The following is an 18,787-nucleotide window of genomic DNA, read 5'->3' on the forward strand; positions in this document are numbered from 1 at the left end:
CGGACCGACAGCACGGGCTGCTGAGCGGACCTGTGAGCCGCGGCGAGGGCCGGTGAGCCGCCAGGGACCCAGCGGCCCTCGTCCGGCGAGCTGACGGCTGCGGCCGGGCCTGGTAATGGCAGCCGTCGGCCGGGCGGCGGTGTGACCGTGCACACCGGCCCGCTGCCACGCCGGGGCCCCACCTGGCGGACGGCCCGGCAGATCACCGCGTACGCGGACGCCGCACCGTGCGAGGTAACCGTCCGGTTCAGCGTGACGCGCGCCTGAGTTCCAGGCGTTCCTTCTCGGACAGGCCGCCCCAGACGCCGAATCGTTCGTCGTTGTCGAGGGCCCACTCCAGGCAGGCGGAGCGGATCGGGCACATGCCGCAGATCCGCTTCGCCTCGCGCACGGAGCTGCCCGGCTCGGGGAAGAAGAAGTCCGCCCCGGTCTGCGCGCACAACGCCTCCTGCTGCCAGTCCAGGTCGGGCGAGGTGATCGTTGTGATCGTGTCGATGAGCATGCGCAGGATCGTGCCGGTCGGCGAAAAACGTTCGATCAACGCCGGATCAACGCCGCGTCGCCGGGCCCCCGGCCGACCCGATGGTCTCCTCCCGCGCACGGCGACGCACGGCGGCGCGCGCGGAAACGGGTGAAATCCAAGAGACCCGTACTGGTCACCGCGGCAGCCGCAACGACCGCTGGGACCGACGGCCCAACTCCGGCAGCGATTGTCAGTGGGCGGTGCAAGACTCGGCAGAGCAGACAACGGGACCCTTCCGAGGAGGGCGATGATGCTCACCACCCGTTATGTCACCGGCGCGCCGAACTGGATCGACGTCGGCACCCCCGACATCGAGGGCGCCAGTTCCTTCTACGGCGGCTTGTTCGGCTGGCGGTTCCAGCCGGGCGGGCCCGAGACCGGCGGCTACGGCCTCTTCCAGCTCGACGGCAGGACGACGGCCGGCGGCATGCAGACCACCGAGGAGCAGGGCCCGCCGTCCTGGACGGTGTACTTCCAGACACCGGACGCGGACGCCACGGCCAAGGCAGCCGAGCAGGCGCACGGCGCGGTGCTGGTGCAGCCCATGGACGTGATGGACATGGGCCGCATGGCCATCCTCGCCGACAAGGCGGGCGTGGGCTTCGGCCTCTGGCAGCCCGGCACCAACAAGGGCCTCGACGTCATGAACGAGCCCGGGACGCTGTGCTGGCTGGAGCTGTACACCACGGACGTACCGGCCGCGGCGGGGTTCTACAACACCACGCTCGGCATGGAGACCTTCGCCCTCGACTTCTACGGCGGCACCTACACGACGTTCAGCCCTGCGGGCCAAGGGGAGGACGCCATGTTCGGCGGGGTCGTCGACAAGACCGACGACCCGGCGGAGGCCGACGGCCCGCCGTACTGGCTGCCGTATTTCGAGGTCACCGACACGGACGCCACGGTCGCCAAGGCGCAGGAGCTGGGCGGCACGGTCCGCATGCCCGCCACGGACCTCCCCGACGTCGGCCGTATCGCCAAGCTCACCGACCCGTACGGCGCCCGCTTCGCGGTGATCAAGAGCGCACCGGTGCCGAGCTGAGCCCGCCCGACCGGTAGGGGGCCTGCCTCAGGCGGATGCGCGCCGGACCAGCGTCGTCGGCAGGACGACGCTGGACGGCGCGCCTCCCACCTGCTCACCGGTGCGGCGGTCGAGGCCGCGCAGCAGCAGCCGGGCCATGAGCCGGCCCATCTCCTCGATGTCCTGACGGACCGTCGTGAGCGGCGGTTCGGTCTGGTCCGCCACCGGCAGCATGTCGTCGAACCCGACCACGGCGACATCGTCCGGCACCCGCCGCCCCGACTCCCGCAGCACCCGCAGCGCCCCCGCCGCGGTGAGGTCGTTCGCGGCGAACACGGCGTCCAGGTCGGGGCAGCGTTCGAGCAGTTCGCGCATCGCCCGTTCGCCGCCGGCCGGTGTGAAGTCGCCCTCGACGATCAGTCGTGGATCGGCGTCGACCATGACATCCCGGTATCCGTCGAGCCGGTCCACCGCCGACGTCTGGTCGAGGGCGCCGGCGATGTGCGCGACGCGGGTACGGCCGAGGCCGACGAGATGCCGTACGGCGTCACGGGCGCCGCCACGGTTGTCGCTGTCGACGTACACGACGCCGCGCTGGTCGCCGCTCCACCCGGGCCGTCCGCCGAACACGGTGGGAACCCCGGCGTGCTGGATCAGTGCGGGCAGCGGGTCGTCGAGGTGCAGCGAGAAGACGAGCGCCCCGTCGACATGGCCGCCGGCGAGGTAGCGGCCGACGCGGGCGTGGTCGTCGCGGCCCTCCGTGAGGAGCAGCACCAGCTGGTTGTCGTGGGCCGTCAGCTCCTTGCTGATGCCGCGCAGTTGCAGCGCGAAGAAGGGGTCGGCGAAGACACGCGTCTCGGGTTCGGCGACGACGACGGCGATGGCGTCATGGCGCCGGGTCACGAGGCTGCGCGCGGCCTGGTTGGGCACGTACCCGAGTTCCTCCACCGCCGCGCGCACCCGCTCCACGAGCGGCTCCCGGACCCCGTCCCCGCCGTTGACGACCCGGGACACGGTGGCCCTGGAGACCCCGGCCCGGGCGGCCACGGCCTCCAGGGTGGGACGTGGGGCGGTATCGGTCACTGCAGGGCTCCTCGTCGGCGGTTGCCGATCAGGATAGCCGTGGTGGAGGCGGAGGTGAGAGCGCTCTCGGGTGATCGAGAGGGCTCGAGGAACCCCCTGGCACCCATGTGCCGCTCACGCCAGCAGGTCCATCCGCCGCCCGATGCCCTCCCGCTGGGCCGCCCGGTACGCCAGCCAGCTCAACGCCAGGTCCTGCCAGGGCAGCCCGACCGGGGCGTAGACGGTACGGCTGTCGGCGCTCGCGCGGCCCGGATGTTCACCCCGCACGACCTCGCCCAAAGTCGCGTCGGCGGTCCCGCCGTGGGCCAAGGCGCCCATGGTCACCGCGAGTTCACGATCGTCGACCACGACCGTCGCGGCCTCCAGCAGATCGGCTGCCAGCTCCACCTTGCCCGGCTCGTCGGCCCCCAGGCTCGTGAAGTGCTGTCCTGCTCTGGCATCCGCCAGGTGCAGCAGCGGCTCCCTCGACCAGGTGGCCGACAGGACGACATCGGCAGCGGCGGCGACCTGCGCAGCGGAGGACAGCACGCGGCCGCCGTGGCGCCCTGCGAACGCCGCGGCGCGGTCGGCGGACGTGTCGTGGACGACCAGGGCGCTGCCAGGCCGTAGCGCTGCGAGCCCTAGTACCACCAACTCTGCCTGGGCTCCGGCGCCGATCACCCCCACCGTCTCACCCGGACCGGCGAGGAGATCCGTCCCCAATGCCGCCGCCAGCCCCGTACGCCACGCCGTCACCGTGGCCGAGTCCAGCAGCGCCAGCAACTCGCCGTCCCGCCCGCTGTGCAGGCAGATCACCCCGCGCAACGCCGGTTGCGCGCCCGGGAACTTGGCGTTGACCTTCACCGTGTACGCCTCGATGCCCGGCAGCAGGCCGGGGATCAGTGCGGTGGCCGTGCCGGGGAACGGCAGGTCGGTCCGCACCCGTTGCCCGGCGACCGGCACGGAGTCCGCGGTCCGGAAACCCTCCCGCAGGGCGGTCAAGCAGGCCTCCGGCTCCAGTAGCGACTCCAGGTCACCACGCGTCAGTACAAGTGTCACCCGTACATGATGCGTCAGTGCTCGTGCGCGGACCCGGAGGCCGGCTCATGTCCGTGGTCGTGCGGGTCGTACCCCGGAATCGTCCCGTCCGTCTTCTTCACCAGGAACAGTCCCACCATCCCCATGTCCGAATGACTCTGCACATGGCAGTGGTACATCCAGGCGCCCGCGCCGACCCCCTCCCCCGCGATCACCTGGAAGCCGAAGGAGTCCGCCGGGCCCACGATCTTGTTGTCGATGACCTGACTGGGGTCGTCCGGGCCGGTGAGCATGCCCGTGCGGTTGTCCGCCCAGCGGTGACCGTGCATATGGAAGGTGTGGTAGTACTCGCCGTGCGTGATCATCACGAACTCGACGCGATCGCCCACCGTGGCCTCGAAGTTGGGGCCGCTGTGCGCGGGCTTGTTGTTGATGAGCATGTCGTTGAAGACGATCGTGTGGGTCGCGTCGGGGAGGATGTCCCCCTTGCGCCGGACGATCACCGGCCCGTAGAGGCCCTTGCGGATGCCGCCAGTGCCGTGCTCCGTGCCGACGACGTGGTCGTGGTAGTGCCAGTAACCGGCGCTGCCCGCCCGCCAGGTGCCGTCCCCCCGGCGGCCGGGGGCGTGGGTGCGCCAGGTGTAGGTGCGGGTGCCGCCGGGCTCCACGTCGCTCTTGTTGAGCTTCGTGCCGTCGCTGGTGATCTCGTAGTCGAGGCCGTGGACGTGCAGGCTCACCGGCACGTCCATCGTGTTCTCGAACTCGATGTGCGCGGTGTCGCCCTCGTTGAGCTCGATCAGCGGGCCGGGGACGGTCGCCTTGCCCTTCTCGAAGCCGTAGCCCATCTGCCCGTCGGCGAGTTTCTCCGCGTACAGCTTGAGGTGTCTGACCTCGCCGCCGGCCGGGGCGGTTTTCGCCGGTGCGTCGGCGCTCGCGGCCTCGGGCACCTGCCCGAGCGACAACGATGTCGCGACGGTCGCGCCACCGAGCAGGACGCGTCTGTTGAAGGTGCGCCTGTCGAAGCCGCGTCTGGTGAAGCTGCCTTCGCTCATGCCGAACTCCCCACGGTGTTACGGAAATTACGGGGGTGAACCGCTGAGACGGTACCGGTCGATCCCGCGTTTATCCACACTCAGGACAAAGTTGGCCCCAGTACGGCCGTAGGTATTGGCGAGTCGTTCAAAGGGGTCTAGCTTCCTTGTCGCTGTTGCTGTGACCGTGGAGGTGCCCATGCACTTGCGAGGGTTGAGCACGACCAGACAGACCTGGGTGGCCACTGTGACCGCCGGGATCGTCGCCGCCGGGCTGATGTCCGCCCCGGCAGCCGACGCACGCCCGGCCCCGGAGCCACCCCTGACAACGATGTCCATCAAGTCGCCCCCGGGCGGCGCGAATGTACGAGTGCTCATCTTCTACGGGTCCGCGGCCGGCGGCGAGGAGTCGCCCGTGGTGAACGCCGGCATCGGGGCGATCGAGAAGATCGGCCTGTCGGGCCCGGCCGACCAGCGCTTCAAGACCGAGGCCACGAACGACGCCTCGGTCTTCACCAATGAGACGAAGCTGGGCCGCTTCAACACGATCGTGTTCCTCACCGGAGGCGGCGACGTCCTCGACCCCGAGCAGGAGGCGGGCCTGGAGGCCTACATGGAGGCGGGCGGCGGTTTCGTCGGCATCCATGACGCGGCGCGCGCCGAGCCGTACTCGGACTGGTTCACCGGCCTCGTCGGCGCCCGCCCGGCGGCCGGCGGCCCGACGAACGTGCAGCGGGCCGTAGTTGAGGTCGGTGACCGGCAGCACCCGGCCTCCAAGGAACTGCCGGTGCAATGGAAACGGCCGGACAAGTGGCTGAACTGGGCGAAGAACCCGTCGGGCGCGGTGCACACGGTCGCCCGGGTCCGGGAGTCCTCGTACCAACCGGGAACGGGCGCCAACGGCTGGGACCACCCGGTGAGCTGGTGCCGTGACTACGACGGCGGCCGCTCCTTCTACACGGGGATGGGCGGCACGGCGTCGTCGTACGACGAGACGGACTTCCGCACCCATCTGCGCGGTGCCCTGCTGTGGACGACGCGGCTGGTCCAGGCCGACTGCAAGGCCACGATCACCGGCAACTACAAGGCCGAGCGCCTCACCCAGCCCAACCAGCCCGGCCAGAACGACCAGATCGGCGAGCCCCACGGCCTGGTCACCGCTCCCGACGGCCGGGTGCTCTACATCGGCCGGGGCGGCGCCGACTCCTCCCAGCCGGTCGTCACCGACTGGAACAACCCGGAGATCGGCAAGGGCAAGGGCGAGATCCACGTCTACGACCCGAGGACCAAGAAGGTCACCCTGGCCGGGGCGCTCACGGTCTTCGGAAACAAGGGCGGCGGAGATGAGCTGATCAAGGTCGAGGAGGGGCTCCTCGGCATCGAGCTCGATCCCCGCTTCGAGGACAACGGCTGGGTGTATCTGCACTACACCCCGCACTCCCAGCTCAACCGCGACACGCGGATGGCCGAGCGGCGCGTCTCCCGCTTCACGCTCGACCTCGCGACCAACAAGCTGGACCTGAGCAGTGAGAAGGTCCTGCTCAAGTGGCCGGTGCAGGTCCACAGTTGCTGCCACTCGGGCGGCGGGATGGCCTGGGACTCCAAGGGCAACCTGTACATCGCGACCGGCGACAACAACTCCAGCGGCTTCAGCGGCGGTTACTCGGGCAACAACCCCGAGCCCAACTACAAGGGCGTCTCCTTCGCCGACGCGCGCCGCACCGCCGGCAACACCAACAACCTCAACGGCAAGATCCTGCGCATCCACCCGGAGCCGGACGGCACGTACACCCTGCCGGAGGGCAACCTCTTCACGGGCCGGGAGACCGACGAGGGCGGCGGCAAGACCCGCGGCGAGATCTACGTGATGGGAGTCAGGAACCCCGCCCGCATCTCCGTCGACAAGCAGACGGACGTCCTGTACGCGGGCTGGGTCGGCCCCGACGCGGGTGCGCCCTCGACGACCTGGGGTCCGGCGAAGTACGACACCTTCGCGGTCATCACCAAGGCGAGCAACCGCGGCTGGCCGTACTGCATGGGCAACAAGCAGCCCTACCGTGACCGCAATCTGCCCGACCCGACGAAGCCCCTGGGCTGGTACGACTGCGACCACCCGAAGAACGAGTCGCCGAACAACGACGGCCTCGTCAACCTCCCGCCGGTCACCGGCAACAACATCTGGTACTCGCCCCAGGGCGGCGCGCCGGACTTCCCGCGTGACGCGAACGGCGTGCCGTCGTACAAGCAGGAGGAGGCCACCTACGCGCTGCCGTGGCTCAAGGGCGGCGGGCAGGCCGCGATGAACGGGCCGGTCTACCGGTACGACGCGGCGAGCGCCGGTGACACCAAGTGGCCTGCCTACTGGGACGGCAAGTGGTTCGTCGGCGACTTCTACGACGCCGACCAGCCGCGCAACGCGGTGATCACCGACCCGAAGACGCACGGTGAGGGCGGTCTGCCGATTCACTCGGAGTCGCTGAAGAAGATCGTGCCGATCGGCAACGACGGCATCAAGAACCTCATGGACTGGAAGTTCGGGCCGGACGGCGTGCTGTACGTGCTCGACTACGGTCGCGGCTTCTTCACCTCGGACGCCAAGTCGGCGCTGTGGAGGGTCACTTACACGGGCGGCGCTCCGACTCCGGCCGCCGACCAGCTGGCGAGGGGAGCCCAGTGATGATGATGCGAAGCACTCCGCCCCGGCGAAGAGTCTGGGCGGCCCTGTTGGCCGTGCTGCTGGTGATGCTGGGGCTGCAGTCCGTCCCCGCGTTCGGGCGTCCCGAGTCCCAGCCCGCGAACGCCGCCGCGGCGCAGACGCTCACCTGGACGGCCGGCGACGACATCACGAAGTACGCGTCGGCCCCCGCGACGGCGGTCGCCGGCACGACGACGATCGTCTTCGAGAACAGCACGGCGACCGGCAACACCACCGGGATGCCGCACACGTTGACGTTCGACACGTCCGACCCCGAGTACAACAACGACGTCCAGCTCAACATCCTCGCCAACCCCAACGACGACCAGGGCGGCAAGCACACCGCCGAGGTCACGCTCACCCCCGGCCGCTACCGCTACTACTGCACGATCCCCGGCCACGGGCAGATGCAGGGCATCCTCGTGGTGACCGAGGGCAGCGGAGAGGACACGACCGCACCGCAAGCATCGGCGCACGTCAGCGGGACGCAGAACGCGCAGGGCCAGTACGTCGGTTCGGCGAGCGTGGCGATCCACGCCACCGATGAGGAGGGCGGCTCCGGGCTCGACCGCACCGAGTACGCGGTCGGCGACGCGGGCGCCTGGCAGCCGTACACCGCCCCGGTCGTCGTCGACCAGGTCGGCGACCACAAGATCCGCTATCGGGCCTTCGACAAGGCGGGGAACGTCTCGGCGGAGAAGAGCGCCCAGTTCACGGTCGTCCCGCCGCCGACCGACGACACGACGGCGCCGGAGACCTCGGCGACCGTCAGCGGCGAGCAGAACCCCGACGGCACGTACATCGACATGGCGACCGTCACGGTCTCCGCCTCCGACACCGGCTCCGGCGTCAACACCATCGAGTACGCGATCGGCGACGGCGCCTGGCAGCCGTACACCGCGCCCGTGATGGTGCACGAGGTCGGCGCCCACACGGTGCGTTACCGGGCCACCGACAAGGCGGGGAACGTCGCCGCCGAGAAGAACGTGCAGTTCACGGTCGTGGCGGCGCCTCAGCCGGACACGACGGCGCCGGTGACGGGCGTGACCGTCGAGGGCACGAAGAACTCCGACGGGGCGTACATCGGCAACGCCAAGGTGACCGTCACGGCGACCGACGAGCACCACGGCTCGGGTGTCGACCGGATCGAGTACTCGATCGACGGCGGGCCGTACCTCGCCTACGGCGCCCCGGTGGTCGTCGACCGCGCCGGCACCCACACGCTCGGCTACCGCGCGACGGACAAGGCGGGTAACACCTCCACCGCGCGCACGGTGACCTTCACCGTGGTGTCCGGCCAGGTCCCCGCCCCCAACTGCCCCGAGTTCGACGAGCGGTTGACGGTGATCGTCGGCACGGTCGACTCGGGTGTCCCGAACCGGCTCACCAACAGCCGGTGCCGGATCAACGAGTTGATCGAGGACGAGAAGGAGTGGACGTCCCACGCGCTGTTCCTCAAGCACGTGACGACGGTCCTGAACAAGCTCCTCAAGGAAGGTGTCGTCGACCAGCGCGAGTACGACGCCGTCCGCAAGGCCGCCCGGCAGTCCGGGATCGGCAAGCCCGGCCAGACCGAGGGCTACCGCACGATCCTCGACGGCAGCGCGGAGTCGTTCGCCAAGTGGCAGCAGGTGGGCGGTGGTTCGTTCGCGCCGAACGGGGACGGCTCGATCACGAGCGGCACCAGCAAGGCCGGCCTGGGCATGCTGTGGTTCCCCGAGCGGAAGTACGGCGACTTCTCGCTCAAGCTCCAGTGGCGCGACGACGCTCCGGGCACCGGCAACGCCAACTCCGGAGTGTTCGTCCGTTTCCCCTGGGTCCACGACCACTCCGAGGAGTCACGGCCGGAGTGGGTCGCCATCAAGTACGGGCACGAGGTGCAGGTTCTCGACCGGCCCGACGGCGACATGTACAAGACCGGTTCGATCTACGGCTTCGACCGGGTGGGGCTCGCCGGGGCCGGCGTCACCCAGAAGGGCACCTGGAACGACTACGAGATCCGCGTGGTCGACCAGCACTACTCGGTCTACCGCAACGGCGTGCTGATCAACGAGTTCGACAACACCGGCGGCCAGGACTTCGTCCCGCCGCGCTCGGACGACCCGGGCACGGACGGGCGCAGGTTCGCTTCCGGCTACATCGGGCTCCAGGTGCACGGCACCACGGATGTGGTCTCGTACCGGGACATCCGGATCAAGGAGCTGTAGATCAAGAAGGTGCAGATCAACAAGCTGTAGTTCAGGGAGCTGTGGGCTCCGAGGGGGGCGCCTCCGACGGGGGCGCCTCCTTCTTCGCGCGGCTCGGCTGCACCCTCTTCGGCTCGCCCGGCATCTTCGGATACTCGGGCGGGTACGGCAGATCGCCGAGTCCGTGGTCGCGTTCGTCCTTGTTGGCCAGCTCCAGCAGCGCGTCCAGCGAGAAGCGGTGGTCGTCCATGTCCGCGTGCACATCACCGAGTTCGGCGAAGCGCGCGGGCATGGTCACGAGGTCGAAGTCCTGGGGGTGCACCTCGCCGACCTCCTCCCAGCGCAGGGGCGCCGAGACCGGGGCGTGCGGGCGGGGCCGTACGGAATAGGCGGAGGCGATCGTGCGGTCGCGGGCCGTCTGGTTGTAGTCGATGAAGATGCGCTCGCCGCGCTCCTCCTTCCACCACTTGATCGTCACGTGCTCAGGCATCCGGCGCTCCATCTCCCGCCCGACCGCGATGGCGGCGCGCCGGACCTGGGTGAAGGTCCAGCGCGGTTCGATGGGCACGAAGACGTGCAGGCCGCGTCCGCCGGAGGTCTTGGGCCAGCCGCGCAGGCCGCCGAACTCGTCGAGTACGGCGCGCAGTTCATGGGCGGCGCGGGCGGCGTCGTCGAAGTCGGTGCCGGGCTGCGGGTCGAGGTCGATGCGCAGTTCGTCGGGGCTGTCGACGTCGTCGCGGCGGACCGGCCAGGGGTGGAAGGTGAGCGTGCCGTACTGGGCGGCCCACAGGACCGCGGCCTCCTCGGTGGGGCACATCTCGTCGGCGCTGCGGCCGCTGGGGAAGGTGATGTGGGCGGTGGGGATCCAGTCGGGCATGCTCTTGGGCGCCCGTTTCTGGTAGAACCACTCGCCGGTCACCCCGTCCGGGTAGCGCTCCAGGGTGGTGGGCCGGTTGCGGAGGGCGCGCAGGATGCCGGGGCCGACGGCGATGTAGTAGCGGGCGAGGTCCAGCTTGGTGAAGCCGCGCTCCGGGAAGAAGATCTTGCCCGGATTGGACAGGCGCACGGTCCGGCCGCCCGCTTCCAGTTCCACCGCTTCGCCCATGCGAGACACGGTAGGCGCACCGGGCGCATCCGGCATACCGAGCCGCAACAGCAGAGCGCCGTTCGCCACCCGGACAGTCGCCTGCACCGCTGCCCCGCGGTGCGGGGCGTCCGACGTACCTCCAGGGTGGGGAAGACGGGCCATCGCATGAGCCCGTCCACAGAGGAGGAGTTGTCATGAGCGAGGCAGCCCGCGCGGACTTCACGGACGCGATCAAGCAGGTGGACACGCCGGATTCGTTCGCCAGGGCCCTCCTGGCACATGTGCTCCGGGCAGCTCCCGAGAAGGTAAAGGCATCCGGCGGCGAGTCCGTCGAATTCACCGCCCGGATCAGGGTGGCCCGCCCCTTCACACACACGTCGGCCGGCAGGGACAGCGTCTGCATCTGCACGACCGTCGACGACTGGGAAGTCTGTGTGTGCGTGGAGGTCTGAGGGCAGGCGGACGCCATGCACTGCTCGTAGAGTCGGAGCATGGACCTGCCGGTGATGCCGCCCGTGAAGCCGATGCTCGCCAAGTCGGTGGCGAAGATCCCGCCGGGCATGCAGTACGAGGCCAAGTGGGACGGGTTCCGGGCGATCGTGTTCCGCGACGGGGATGAGGTCGAACTGGGCAGCCGTACCGGCAAGCCGCTGACCAGGTACTTTCCCGAGCTGGTTGCGGCGCTGAAGGAGCGGCTGCCTCAGCGGTGCGTGCTGGACGGGGAAATCGTCATCGCGCGGGAGGGGCGGCTGGACTTCGACGCGCTCACCGAGCGCATCCACCCGGCCGACTCCCGGGTACGGACGCTGGCCGAGCGGACGCCGGCGTCGTTCGTGGCCTTCGACCTGCTGGCGCAGGCGGATCAGTCGCTCCTCGAGGTGCCGCTCGCGGACCGGCGGGCGATGCTCACGATGGCCCTGTCCGGGGTGACGGCGCCGGTGCATGTGGCACCGGCGACAACCGACGTCGACACGGCCCAGGGGTGGTTCGAGCAGTACGAGGGGGCGGGCCTCGACGGGGTCATCGCGAAGCCCCTCACGCTGCGCTACCTCCAGAACGAGCGGGCCATGTTCAAGATCAAGCACGAGCGGACAGCGGACGTCGTCGTGGCGGGCTACCGCCTCCACAAGAGCGGCCCGGTCGTGGGCTCCCTGCTGCTCGGCCTCCACAACGACCAGGGCGCCCTCCAACATGTGGGCGTGTCGGCCGCGTTCTCCATGAAGCGGCGTGCCGAACTGGTCGAGGAGCTGGAGCCGCTGCGCATGGCGGACGCCGCGGGACATCCCTGGGCGGCCTGGGCGGACGAGGCGGCCCACGAGTCGGCGCGGCTGCCGGGGGCGCCGAGCCGCTGGTCGGGGAAGAAGGATCTGTCCTGGGTGCCGCTGAGGCCGGAGTGGGTGGCCGAGGTGGCGTACGACCACATGGAGAACGGGGTCCGCTTCCGGCACACGGCCCGCTTCCGCCGCTGGCGCCCGGACCGCACGCCCGAGAGCTGTACGTACGCGCAGCTGGAGGAGCCGGTCCGCTACGACCTGGCGGAGATCTTCGCGCCGCAGGCCTGACGAGCGGCGCGAGCCGGAATCACGGCTGCATCAGCACCTTGACCGCGCCGTCCTGCTTGCGCTGGAACATCTCGTACGCGTGCGGGGCCTCGCTCAGTGGCACACGGTGGGTGGCGAAGTCGTCGACGCCGAGCGGATCCTCGTCCGTCAGGTACGGCAGGATGTCGTCGCTCCAGCGGCGCACGTTGGCCTGGCCCATCCTGATCTGGATCTGCTTGTCGAACAGGGTGAGCAGCGGTATCGGGTCCGCGGTGCCGCCGTACACGCCGGACAGGGAGATGGTTCCGCCACGCCGCACCAGGTCGATGGCTGTGTAGAGGGCGGCGAGCCGGTCCACGCTGAAGCGTTCGGCGAGCGGGCCGCTCAGCTTGCGGGGCAGCATCGCGGAGGCCGACTGGGCCAGCCGGGCGGCGGCGCTGCCGTGGGCCTCGGTGCCGACCGCGTCGATGACGGCGTCGGGGCCGCGGCCGTCGGTCTCGTCGCGGATGGCGGCGACGAGTTCCTTCTCGTCGTGGAAGCTCCTGAGGTCGAACGTCTCGACTCCGCGCTCGCGTGCCCTGCGCAGCCGCTCGGGCACCAGGTCCACTCCGAACACCCGCTCGGCGCCCTGGACCTGGGCGACCCGGCAGGCCATGTCGCCGATGGGGCCAAGGCCGAGCACGGCGACGCTGCCACCCTTCGGGACCTCGGCGTAGCGGACCGCCTGCCATGCGGTGGGCAGCACGTCGGAGAGGTAGACGAACCGGTCGTCGGGCGGCCCCTCCGGGATCTTGATCGGCCCGAACTGCGCCTGCGGGACCCGCAGATACTCTGCCTGGGCGCCCGGCACCGCGCCGTACAGGCGGGTGTAGCCGAACAGGGCGGCGCCCATGCCCTCGCCGGTGACCTGGGTGGTCTCGCACTGGGTCGGCAGGCCGGTCAGGCACATCCAGCAGTTGCCGCAGGCGATCTGGAACGGCACCACGACCCGGTCCCCCGCCTGCAGGTCCGGCACCGCGGCGCCGACCTCCTCGACGATGCCCATCGGTTCGTGGCCGAGGATGTCCCCCGGTGTCATGAACGGCGTGAGCACCTCGTACAGGTGCAGGTCGGAGCCGCACAGCCCGGTGGACGTGATGCGGATGACCGCGTCCGTCGGCTCCTGGATGGTCGGATCGGGCACGTTCTCCACGCGCACGTCCCGCTTTCCCTGCCACGTCACTGCCCTCATCGCCCGCGCTCCCTCCGGAACATGTGCGCGTTCGCTCGTTCGGTGGCCGCCGGGTACCCCTGTGCTCCCGCGCCGAACCGTTCGGGCGGGCCGGTGATCCGCCCGGGAGCCGGCCGTGCACGCTGTACGCCGACCGGCTGTCCGCCGCAGGGCCGATCGGCGGATTGGCGCGGGCAGCCCCAGCTGATCGGGTATGTCACCTATGAACAGATAAGCGCACTATTAATGACACAGGCTGGGTGGGTGGGTGCGAGTGGCAACGGTGGGCAGACGACGAGGGGCGCGCTCCAGACGCGCCACGGCCATGGCGGGGCTGCTGGCGGCCGCGCTGGGAGCATCCCTGGCGGCGGGGTGCACGACGCCCGGCGGACCGCGCGACGACGGCCGCGGCCGGCCGCATACATCGACGCCGGGGGAGGGCGAGAGTCGGGAGAAGAGCCCTTCGGTACTCGCCGTGAAGATCGACAACGCCCGCGCGGCCCGGCCCCACACGGGCCTGAACGCCGCGGACATCGTGTACGTCGAGCCGGTCGAGGGCGGACTGAGCCGCCTGATGGCGGTGTACGCGACGAAGCTGCCGAAGGCCGTCGGGCCGGTGCGCAGCGCACGCGAGTCCGACCTGGAGCTCCTGGCCCAGTTCAACAAGCCGACGCTCGCCTTCTCCGGGGCGCAGGGCAAGCTCCTGCCGCTGATCGACAAGGCCCCCGTGCAGGCGCAGCCACCCGAGAAGGCGGTCGGCGCCTACTTCCGCGGGAAGGACCGGCCCGCGCCGCACAACCTCTTCCTGCGGCCCCAGCGGCTGATGCCCGCAGCGCCGGGCCGGGACGCCCTGACGACCGGCTTCCGCTTCGGCGCCGCCCCGGCGGGCGGCAAGGCCACGGCCTCACAGACGGTGCGCTACACGCTGGCCCGGTACACGTTCACCTGGTCCGGGAGCCAGAACCGCTGGCTGGTCGCCATGGACGGCAAGGCCGCCGTGGCGTCGGACGGCAAGCGACTGGGGGCCCCGACGGTCGTCATGCAGTACGTGAAGGTGCGCAAGTCCGACTTCCACGACACGCTCGGCCACTACACGCCGTACACCGAGACGGTCGGCTCCGGGAAGGCGCGGGTGCTGCGCGACGGGCGCGCCTACGACGTCACGTGGAAGCGCCCCAAGGCCACGGACGGCACGACGTTCACGACCGGCGCCGGCAAGCCGATGACCTTCCGGGACGGCCAGGTGTGGGTGGTGTTCGCGAAGGCGCCCTGAGCGTCCGAGGGCACAGAGGTGCGGGATCAGGGGTGTGCGACGAGGGGTTCCGCCGGGTTGCGGAGCCCCTCGGCCGCGTCCGCGACGCGCCGGATCAGGTCGAAGAAGAGTGCCTGCTCGTCGGCGGAGAGCGGGGCCAGGAAAACCTGGTTCATCCGGGCCGTGCGCACGGTCAGCTTCTTGTGCGTGCGCAGCCCCTCGTCGGTGAGGCGCAGCAGGAAGCGCCGGCCGTCCTGGGGGTCGCGGACCTTGTCGAGCAGCCCGCGGCGGCCGAGCCGGCTGATCACCTCGGCGATCGTGGACCGGTCGAGCCCGACCCGCTCCCCCACCGTCCGCTGGTCGAGGCCCGGCTCGGCGACGAGCGTGTTGAGGACGGCGAACTGGGGCGAGGTGATCTCCTCGGAGACCATGGTGTTCCAGAGCAGGTAGTGCGCCTGCTGGAGCCGCCGGGCCAGGTGCCCGGGGTGGGTGGTGAGGTCCACGGCGGCCATGCGTGCTCCCCTGGTCGTAATCGTCGGTGCACTGAACAATACCGGACCTGCACTGGACTGTCCTCGGGCCGCAAGCCTCATGACGTTCGCGTTTGTCGAGCTCTTGACGGCTTCCCCCTCCGGTGGCAGCGTGAGAGGCAACCTCGCAGAAATACTCAGTGCGCTGACTAACTCCGGTGCTGAGCGCTCGGAAGAGATGGGGCTTCTCGGATGGACAAGGTGGTCGCCACGGCCCTGGGGGCAGTGGCCGATGTGGGTGACGGCGCGTCGCTCGCGGTGGGTGGCTTCGGGCTGAGCGGTGTGCCGAACGTACTGATCCAGGCGCTGTACGAGCGCGGGGTGGGCGGCCTGTCGGTGGTCTCGAACAACTGCGGGGCGATGGAGTCGGGTCTCGCGGTGCTGCTGTCGGCGGGCCGGATCGCCCGGGTGACCGGCTCGTACATCGGCGCGAACAAGGAGTTCGCCCGCCAGTACCTGGGCGGTGAGCTGGAGGTCGAGATGATCCCGCAGGGCACGCTGGCCGAGCGGCTGCGGGCCGGCGGGGCCGGGATCCCCGCGTTCTACACGCCCGCCGGGGTGGGCACGCAGGTCGCCGACGGCGGGTTGCCGTGGCGCTACGACGGCTCCGGAGGGGTCGCGCTCGCCTCGCCGCCGAAGGAGGTGCGGGAGTTCGACGGCACCGAGTACGTGCTGGAGCGCGGAATCCGCACCGACTTCGCGCTGGTGCGGGCGTGGAAGGGCGACCGGCACGGGAACCTGGTGTTCAACAGGTCCTCCCGGAACTTCAACCCGCTGGCCGCGATGGCCGGGCGGGTGACGATCGCCGAGGTGGAGGAACTCGTGGAGCCGGGCGAGATCGATCCGGACGCGGTGCATCTGCCGGGCATCTTCGTACAGCGGGTCGTGGCGCTCACGCCGGAGCAGGCGGCCGACAAGCAGATCGAACGGCGCACGGTTTCCGCGCCCCTGGCACACGGGACGGTGAGCTAGCCATGGCGTGGACCCGCGAAGAGATGGCCGCCCGGGCCGCTCGCGAGCTTCGGGACGGCCAGTACGTCAACCTCGGCATCGGCCTGCCGACCCTGATCCCGAACTATCTGCCGCCCGGCGTCGAGGTGATCCTCGAGTCCGAGAACGGCATCCTGGGCACCGGCCCCTACCCGACCGAGGAGCAGGTCGACCCGGACCTGATCAACGCCGGCAAGGAGACCGTCACGGTCCTGCCGGGCGCCTCCTTCTTCGACTCGGCGCTGTCGTTCTCGATGATCCGCGGCGGGCACATAGATGTCGCCGTGCTCGGCGCCATGCAGGTCTCCGCCACCGGTGACCTGGCGAACTGGGCGATCCCGGGCAAGATGATCACCGGGATCGGCGGTGCGATGGACCTCGTGCACGGGGCCCGCACGGTCATCGTGGTGATGACCCACACCGCCAAGGACGGCAGCCCCAAGATCCTCGCCGAGTGCGCACTGCCGCTCACGGGCAAGGCCTGTGTGAACCGGATCATCACCGACCTCGGCGTGCTCGACGTGACACCGGACGGTCTGCTCCTCGTGGAGACCGCGCCGGGTGTGACCGTCGACGAGATCAGCGCCGCCACCGACGCGAAACTCACCGTCTCGGAGAGTCTGCTGTGAACACCGTCTACCTCGTCGACGCGGTCCGCACCCCGATCGGCCGCTACAACGGTGCCCTCGCCTCCGTCCGCCCGGACGACCTGGCCGCCCACGCCATCCGTGAACTCATGGGCCGTACACCCGACTTGGACCCGTCCCGGATCGAGGACGTGTACTTCGGCAACGCCAACGGCGCCGGAGAGGAGAACCGCAACGTCGGCCGCATGGCCGCGCTCCTGGCCGGCCTGCCCACCTCCGTGCCCGGCGTGACGGTCAACCGGCTGTGCGCATCGGGCCTCGAAGCGGTCATCCAGGCAGCCCGCGCCGTCGCCGCAGGGGACGCCTCGATCGTCGTGGCCGGCGGTGTGGAGTCGATGACCCGGGCGCCGTACGTGCTGCCCAAGTCCGACAAGCCCTTCCCGGCCGCCCACACCGAGCTGTTCTCCACCACCCTGGGCTGGCGCATGGTCAACCCGCGGATGGCACCGCAGTGGACGATCCCGCTGGGCGAGTCGGCCGAGCTCATCGCCGAGAAGCACAAGATCAGCCGGGAGCAGCAGGACGAGTACGCCCTGCACAGCCACCAAAAGGCGGCCCGGGCGCAGGCCGAGGGCCGCTACGACGCCGAACTCGCGCCGGTGAGCATCCCGCAGCGCAAGGGCGACCCGGTCGTCTTCGGTGCCGACGAATGCGTACGGCCGGATGCGTCCGTGGCGGCGATGGCCAAGCTCAAGCCGTCTTTCCGTACCTCCGACGGAACCGTCACCGCAGGCAACGCCTCCCCGCTGAACGACGGCGCCGCCGCGCTGCTCCTCGTCGACGGGGACGGCCTGCGGGCCACCGGCCGTGAGCCGCTCGCCCGGATCTGCGCGACCGGCGTCAACGCCCTCGACCCGGACTACTTCGGGCTCGCCCCCGTCGAGGCCGTCAACCGGGCCCTGGCCAAGGCGGGCAGGGGATTCGGCGACCTGTCCGTGCTGGAGCTGAACGAGGCCTTCGCCGCCCAGGTGCTGGGCTGCGTCGCCGAGTGGCCCGAGTTCGACCCGGCGATCCTCAACCCCCAGGGCGGCGCCATCGCCCTCGGCCACCCGCTCGGCGCGTCCGGCGCCCGCCTCGCCGGCACCGTCGCCCACCAGCTCGCCCGCAAGGGCGGCGGAGTCGGCGTCGCCACCCTCTGCATCGGCGTGGGCCAAGGCCTCGCCCTAGTCCTCGAACGTTGACGAAACGCAGGATCCCCATGACTCTCACCCAGCACGACATCGACCGGGAGATCGCGGCCGAGCACGCCGCGTACGAGAAGCGGATCGCCGACGGAGCCCCCGTCGAGCACCACCCGCGCCGCGACTACACCCCCTACCGCTCCTCCGTCCTGCGCCACCCCAAACAGCCGCCGGTCACGATCGACGTCAGCAAGGACCCGGAGCTGGTGGAGCTGCACTCCCCCGCATTCGGCGAGCGGGACATCACCGAGATCGACAACGACCTGACCCGGCAGCACACGGGTGAGCCGATCGGCGAGCGCATCACCGTCGAGGGCCGGCTCCTCGACCGCGACGGCCGTCCGATCCGCGGCCAGCTCATCGAGATCTGGCAGGCCAACTCGGCCGGCCGCTACGCCCACCAGCGTGAGCAGCACGACGCCCCGCTGGACCCGAACTTCACGGGCGTCGGCCGCACCCTGACCGACGACAGCGGCTTCTACCGCTTCACCACCGTCCAGCCCGGCCCGTACCCGTGGCGCCAGCACGTCAACGCCTGGCGGCCGGCCCACATCCACTTCTCGCTGTTCGGCACGGCGTTCACCCAGCGGCTGGTGACGCAGATGTACTTCCCGAGCGACCCGCTGTTCCCGTACGACCCCATCATCCAGTCGGTGACGGACGACGCGGCCCGCCAGCGGCTGGTCGCCACCTACGACCACGGCCTGTCGGTGCCGGAGTTCTCGATGGGCTACCACTGGGACATCGTCCTCGACGGACCGAACGCCACCTGGATCGAAGAGGGACGCTGACC

The 18,787-nt window shown here is 70.4% G+C and carries 17 protein-coding genes; 10 read left to right on the plus strand and 7 right to left on the minus strand.

What is annotated here, in order from left to right; genetic code table 11:
- Positions 1-247: 247 nt before the first annotated feature.
- Entirely contained in the window at positions 248-502 is a 255-nt protein-coding gene (locus tag ACFY5C_RS02805; RefSeq protein ID WP_328877953.1) for a WhiB family transcriptional regulator, read from the minus strand.
- Between the two features lie 271 nt (positions 503-773).
- Between ACFY5C_RS02805 and ACFY5C_RS02810 the strand changes: the two genes are divergently transcribed.
- On the plus strand, positions 774-1,565 hold the full coding sequence (locus tag ACFY5C_RS02810; protein WP_389440670.1) for a VOC family protein: 792 nt from the start codon (positions 774-776) through the stop codon (positions 1,563-1,565).
- Positions 1,566-1,592: 27 nt separating this feature from the next.
- On the opposite strand, the gene ACFY5C_RS02815 is transcribed toward ACFY5C_RS02810, so the two are convergent.
- The 3 genes from ACFY5C_RS02815 to ACFY5C_RS02825 all read right to left on the minus strand — a co-directional run bounded on the left by ACFY5C_RS02815 (position 1,593) and on the right by ACFY5C_RS02825 (position 4,696).
- Positions 1,593-2,627 carry a LacI family DNA-binding transcriptional regulator gene (locus tag ACFY5C_RS02815; RefSeq protein ID WP_389439652.1) on the minus strand — a complete coding sequence of 345 codons (1,035 nt, stop codon included), beginning with the start codon at positions 2,625-2,627 and terminating at the stop codon, positions 1,593-1,595.
- Positions 2,628-2,741: 114 nt separating this feature from the next.
- On the minus strand, positions 2,742-3,665 hold the full coding sequence (locus ACFY5C_RS02820; protein ID WP_389439653.1) for an ornithine cyclodeaminase family protein: 924 nt from the start codon (positions 3,663-3,665) through the stop codon (positions 2,742-2,744).
- Positions 3,666-3,679: 14 nt separating this feature from the next.
- The gene (locus ACFY5C_RS02825) at positions 3,680-4,696 is read right to left on the minus strand and encodes a multicopper oxidase domain-containing protein (protein ID WP_389439655.1); all 1,017 of its coding nucleotides are present in this window, start codon (positions 4,694-4,696) and stop codon (positions 3,680-3,682) included.
- Between the two features lie 178 nt (positions 4,697-4,874).
- Between ACFY5C_RS02825 and ACFY5C_RS02830 the strand changes: the two genes are divergently transcribed.
- On the plus strand, positions 4,875-7,352 hold the full coding sequence (locus ACFY5C_RS02830; protein ID WP_389439657.1) for a ThuA domain-containing protein: 2,478 nt from the start codon (positions 4,875-4,877) through the stop codon (positions 7,350-7,352).
- Positions 7,352-9,577: an OmpL47-type beta-barrel domain-containing protein gene (locus tag ACFY5C_RS02835; RefSeq protein WP_389439659.1), complete on the plus strand. Its 2,226-nt coding sequence runs from the start codon at positions 7,352-7,354 to the stop codon at positions 9,575-9,577. The genes ACFY5C_RS02830 and ACFY5C_RS02835 overlap by 1 nt, the downstream gene beginning before the upstream one ends.
- A gap of 31 nt (positions 9,578-9,608) precedes the next feature.
- On the opposite strand, the gene ligD is transcribed toward ACFY5C_RS02835, so the two are convergent.
- Complete coding sequence (gene ligD, locus ACFY5C_RS02840) at positions 9,609-10,661, minus strand: non-homologous end-joining DNA ligase (protein ID WP_389439661.1); 1,053 nt, start codon at positions 10,659-10,661, stop codon at positions 9,609-9,611.
- 176 nt (positions 10,662-10,837) lie between these two features.
- On the opposite strand from ligD, the gene ACFY5C_RS02845 reads away from it, so the two are divergent.
- Positions 10,838-11,095 (plus strand): hypothetical protein, encoded by a 258-nt coding sequence (locus tag ACFY5C_RS02845; protein WP_389439663.1) that lies wholly within the window; start codon positions 10,838-10,840, stop codon positions 11,093-11,095.
- Between the two features lie 39 nt (positions 11,096-11,134).
- On the plus strand, positions 11,135-12,205 hold the full coding sequence (locus ACFY5C_RS02850) for an ATP-dependent DNA ligase (RefSeq protein ID WP_389439665.1): 1,071 nt from the start codon (positions 11,135-11,137) through the stop codon (positions 12,203-12,205).
- A 19-nt stretch (positions 12,206-12,224) separates the two neighbouring features.
- Here ACFY5C_RS02850 and ACFY5C_RS02855 read toward each other — a convergent pair whose 3' ends face one another.
- Positions 12,225-13,415, minus strand: coding sequence for a zinc-dependent alcohol dehydrogenase (locus ACFY5C_RS02855; protein ID WP_389439667.1), 1,191 nt, complete (start codon positions 13,413-13,415; stop codon positions 12,225-12,227).
- Positions 13,416-13,719: 304 nt separating this feature from the next.
- Between ACFY5C_RS02855 and ACFY5C_RS02860 the strand changes: the two genes are divergently transcribed.
- A complete protein-coding gene (locus ACFY5C_RS02860) occupies positions 13,720-14,667 on the plus strand; it encodes a DUF3048 domain-containing protein (protein ID WP_389440673.1) in 948 nt (315 codons plus the stop codon).
- A gap of 26 nt (positions 14,668-14,693) precedes the next feature.
- On the opposite strand, the gene ACFY5C_RS02865 is transcribed toward ACFY5C_RS02860, so the two are convergent.
- A complete protein-coding gene (locus ACFY5C_RS02865; RefSeq protein ID WP_328420981.1) occupies positions 14,694-15,158 on the minus strand; it encodes a MarR family transcriptional regulator in 465 nt (154 codons plus the stop codon).
- A gap of 210 nt (positions 15,159-15,368) precedes the next feature.
- Here ACFY5C_RS02865 and ACFY5C_RS02870 point away from each other — a divergent pair, with 210 nt between their 5' ends.
- The 4 genes from ACFY5C_RS02870 to pcaH are packed head-to-tail and all read left to right on the plus strand — an operon-like array spanning position 15,369 to position 18,785.
- Positions 15,369-16,148, plus strand: coding sequence for a CoA transferase subunit A (locus tag ACFY5C_RS02870; RefSeq protein ID WP_389439669.1), 780 nt, complete (start codon positions 15,369-15,371; stop codon positions 16,146-16,148).
- A 2-nt stretch (positions 16,149-16,150) separates the two neighbouring features.
- On the plus strand, positions 16,151-16,795 hold the full coding sequence (locus ACFY5C_RS02875) for a CoA transferase subunit B (RefSeq protein WP_389439671.1): 645 nt from the start codon (positions 16,151-16,153) through the stop codon (positions 16,793-16,795).
- Positions 16,792-17,994, plus strand: a complete 1,203-nt coding sequence (locus ACFY5C_RS02880) for a thiolase family protein (protein WP_389439673.1) — start codon at positions 16,792-16,794, stop codon at positions 17,992-17,994. The genes ACFY5C_RS02875 and ACFY5C_RS02880 overlap by 4 nt, the downstream gene beginning before the upstream one ends.
- Before the next feature lie 17 nt (positions 17,995-18,011).
- Entirely contained in the window at positions 18,012-18,785 is a 774-nt protein-coding gene (pcaH, locus tag ACFY5C_RS02885; RefSeq protein WP_362381892.1) for a protocatechuate 3,4-dioxygenase subunit beta, read from the plus strand.
- The last annotated feature ends 2 nt before the right edge of the window (positions 18,786-18,787 follow it).

Origin of the sequence: Streptomyces sp. NPDC012935, from assembly GCF_042900345.1 — a bacterium.
Lineage (GTDB): Bacteria > Actinomycetota > Actinomycetes > Streptomycetales > Streptomycetaceae > Streptomyces.

What these genes read in the sequence shown, in the direction of transcription:
- ACFY5C_RS02805 (WP_328877953.1), bottom strand. Translation starts at nt 502, where the DNA reads ATGCTCATCGACACGATCACAACGATCACCTCGCCCGACCTGGACTGG.
- ACFY5C_RS02810 (WP_389440670.1), top strand. Translation starts at nt 774, where the DNA reads ATGCTCACCACCCGTTATGTCACCGGCGCGCCGAACTGGATCGACGTC.
- ACFY5C_RS02825 (WP_389439655.1), bottom strand. Translation starts at nt 4,696, where the DNA reads ATGAGCGAAGGCAGCTTCACCAGACGCGGCTTCGACAGGCGCACCTTC.
- ACFY5C_RS02830 (WP_389439657.1), top strand. Translation starts at nt 4,875, where the DNA reads ATGCACTTGCGAGGGTTGAGCACGACCAGACAGACCTGGGTGGCCACT.
- ACFY5C_RS02835 (WP_389439659.1), top strand. Translation starts at nt 7,352, where the DNA reads ATGATGATGCGAAGCACTCCGCCCCGGCGAAGAGTCTGGGCGGCCCTG.
- ligD (WP_389439661.1), bottom strand. Translation starts at nt 10,661, where the DNA reads ATGGGCGAAGCGGTGGAACTGGAAGCGGGCGGCCGGACCGTGCGCCTG.
- ACFY5C_RS02845 (WP_389439663.1), top strand. Translation starts at nt 10,838, where the DNA reads ATGAGCGAGGCAGCCCGCGCGGACTTCACGGACGCGATCAAGCAGGTG.
- ACFY5C_RS02850 (WP_389439665.1), top strand. Translation starts at nt 11,135, where the DNA reads ATGGACCTGCCGGTGATGCCGCCCGTGAAGCCGATGCTCGCCAAGTCG.
- ACFY5C_RS02855 (WP_389439667.1), bottom strand. Translation starts at nt 13,415, where the DNA reads ATGAGGGCAGTGACGTGGCAGGGAAAGCGGGACGTGCGCGTGGAGAAC.
- ACFY5C_RS02860 (WP_389440673.1), top strand. Translation starts at nt 13,720, where the DNA reads ATGGCGGGGCTGCTGGCGGCCGCGCTGGGAGCATCCCTGGCGGCGGGG.
- ACFY5C_RS02865 (WP_328420981.1), bottom strand. Translation starts at nt 15,158, where the DNA reads ATGGCCGCCGTGGACCTCACCACCCACCCCGGGCACCTGGCCCGGCGG.
- ACFY5C_RS02870 (WP_389439669.1), top strand. Translation starts at nt 15,369, where the DNA reads ATGGACAAGGTGGTCGCCACGGCCCTGGGGGCAGTGGCCGATGTGGGT.
- ACFY5C_RS02875 (WP_389439671.1), top strand. Translation starts at nt 16,151, where the DNA reads ATGGCGTGGACCCGCGAAGAGATGGCCGCCCGGGCCGCTCGCGAGCTT.
- pcaH (WP_362381892.1), top strand. Translation starts at nt 18,012, where the DNA reads ATGACTCTCACCCAGCACGACATCGACCGGGAGATCGCGGCCGAGCAC.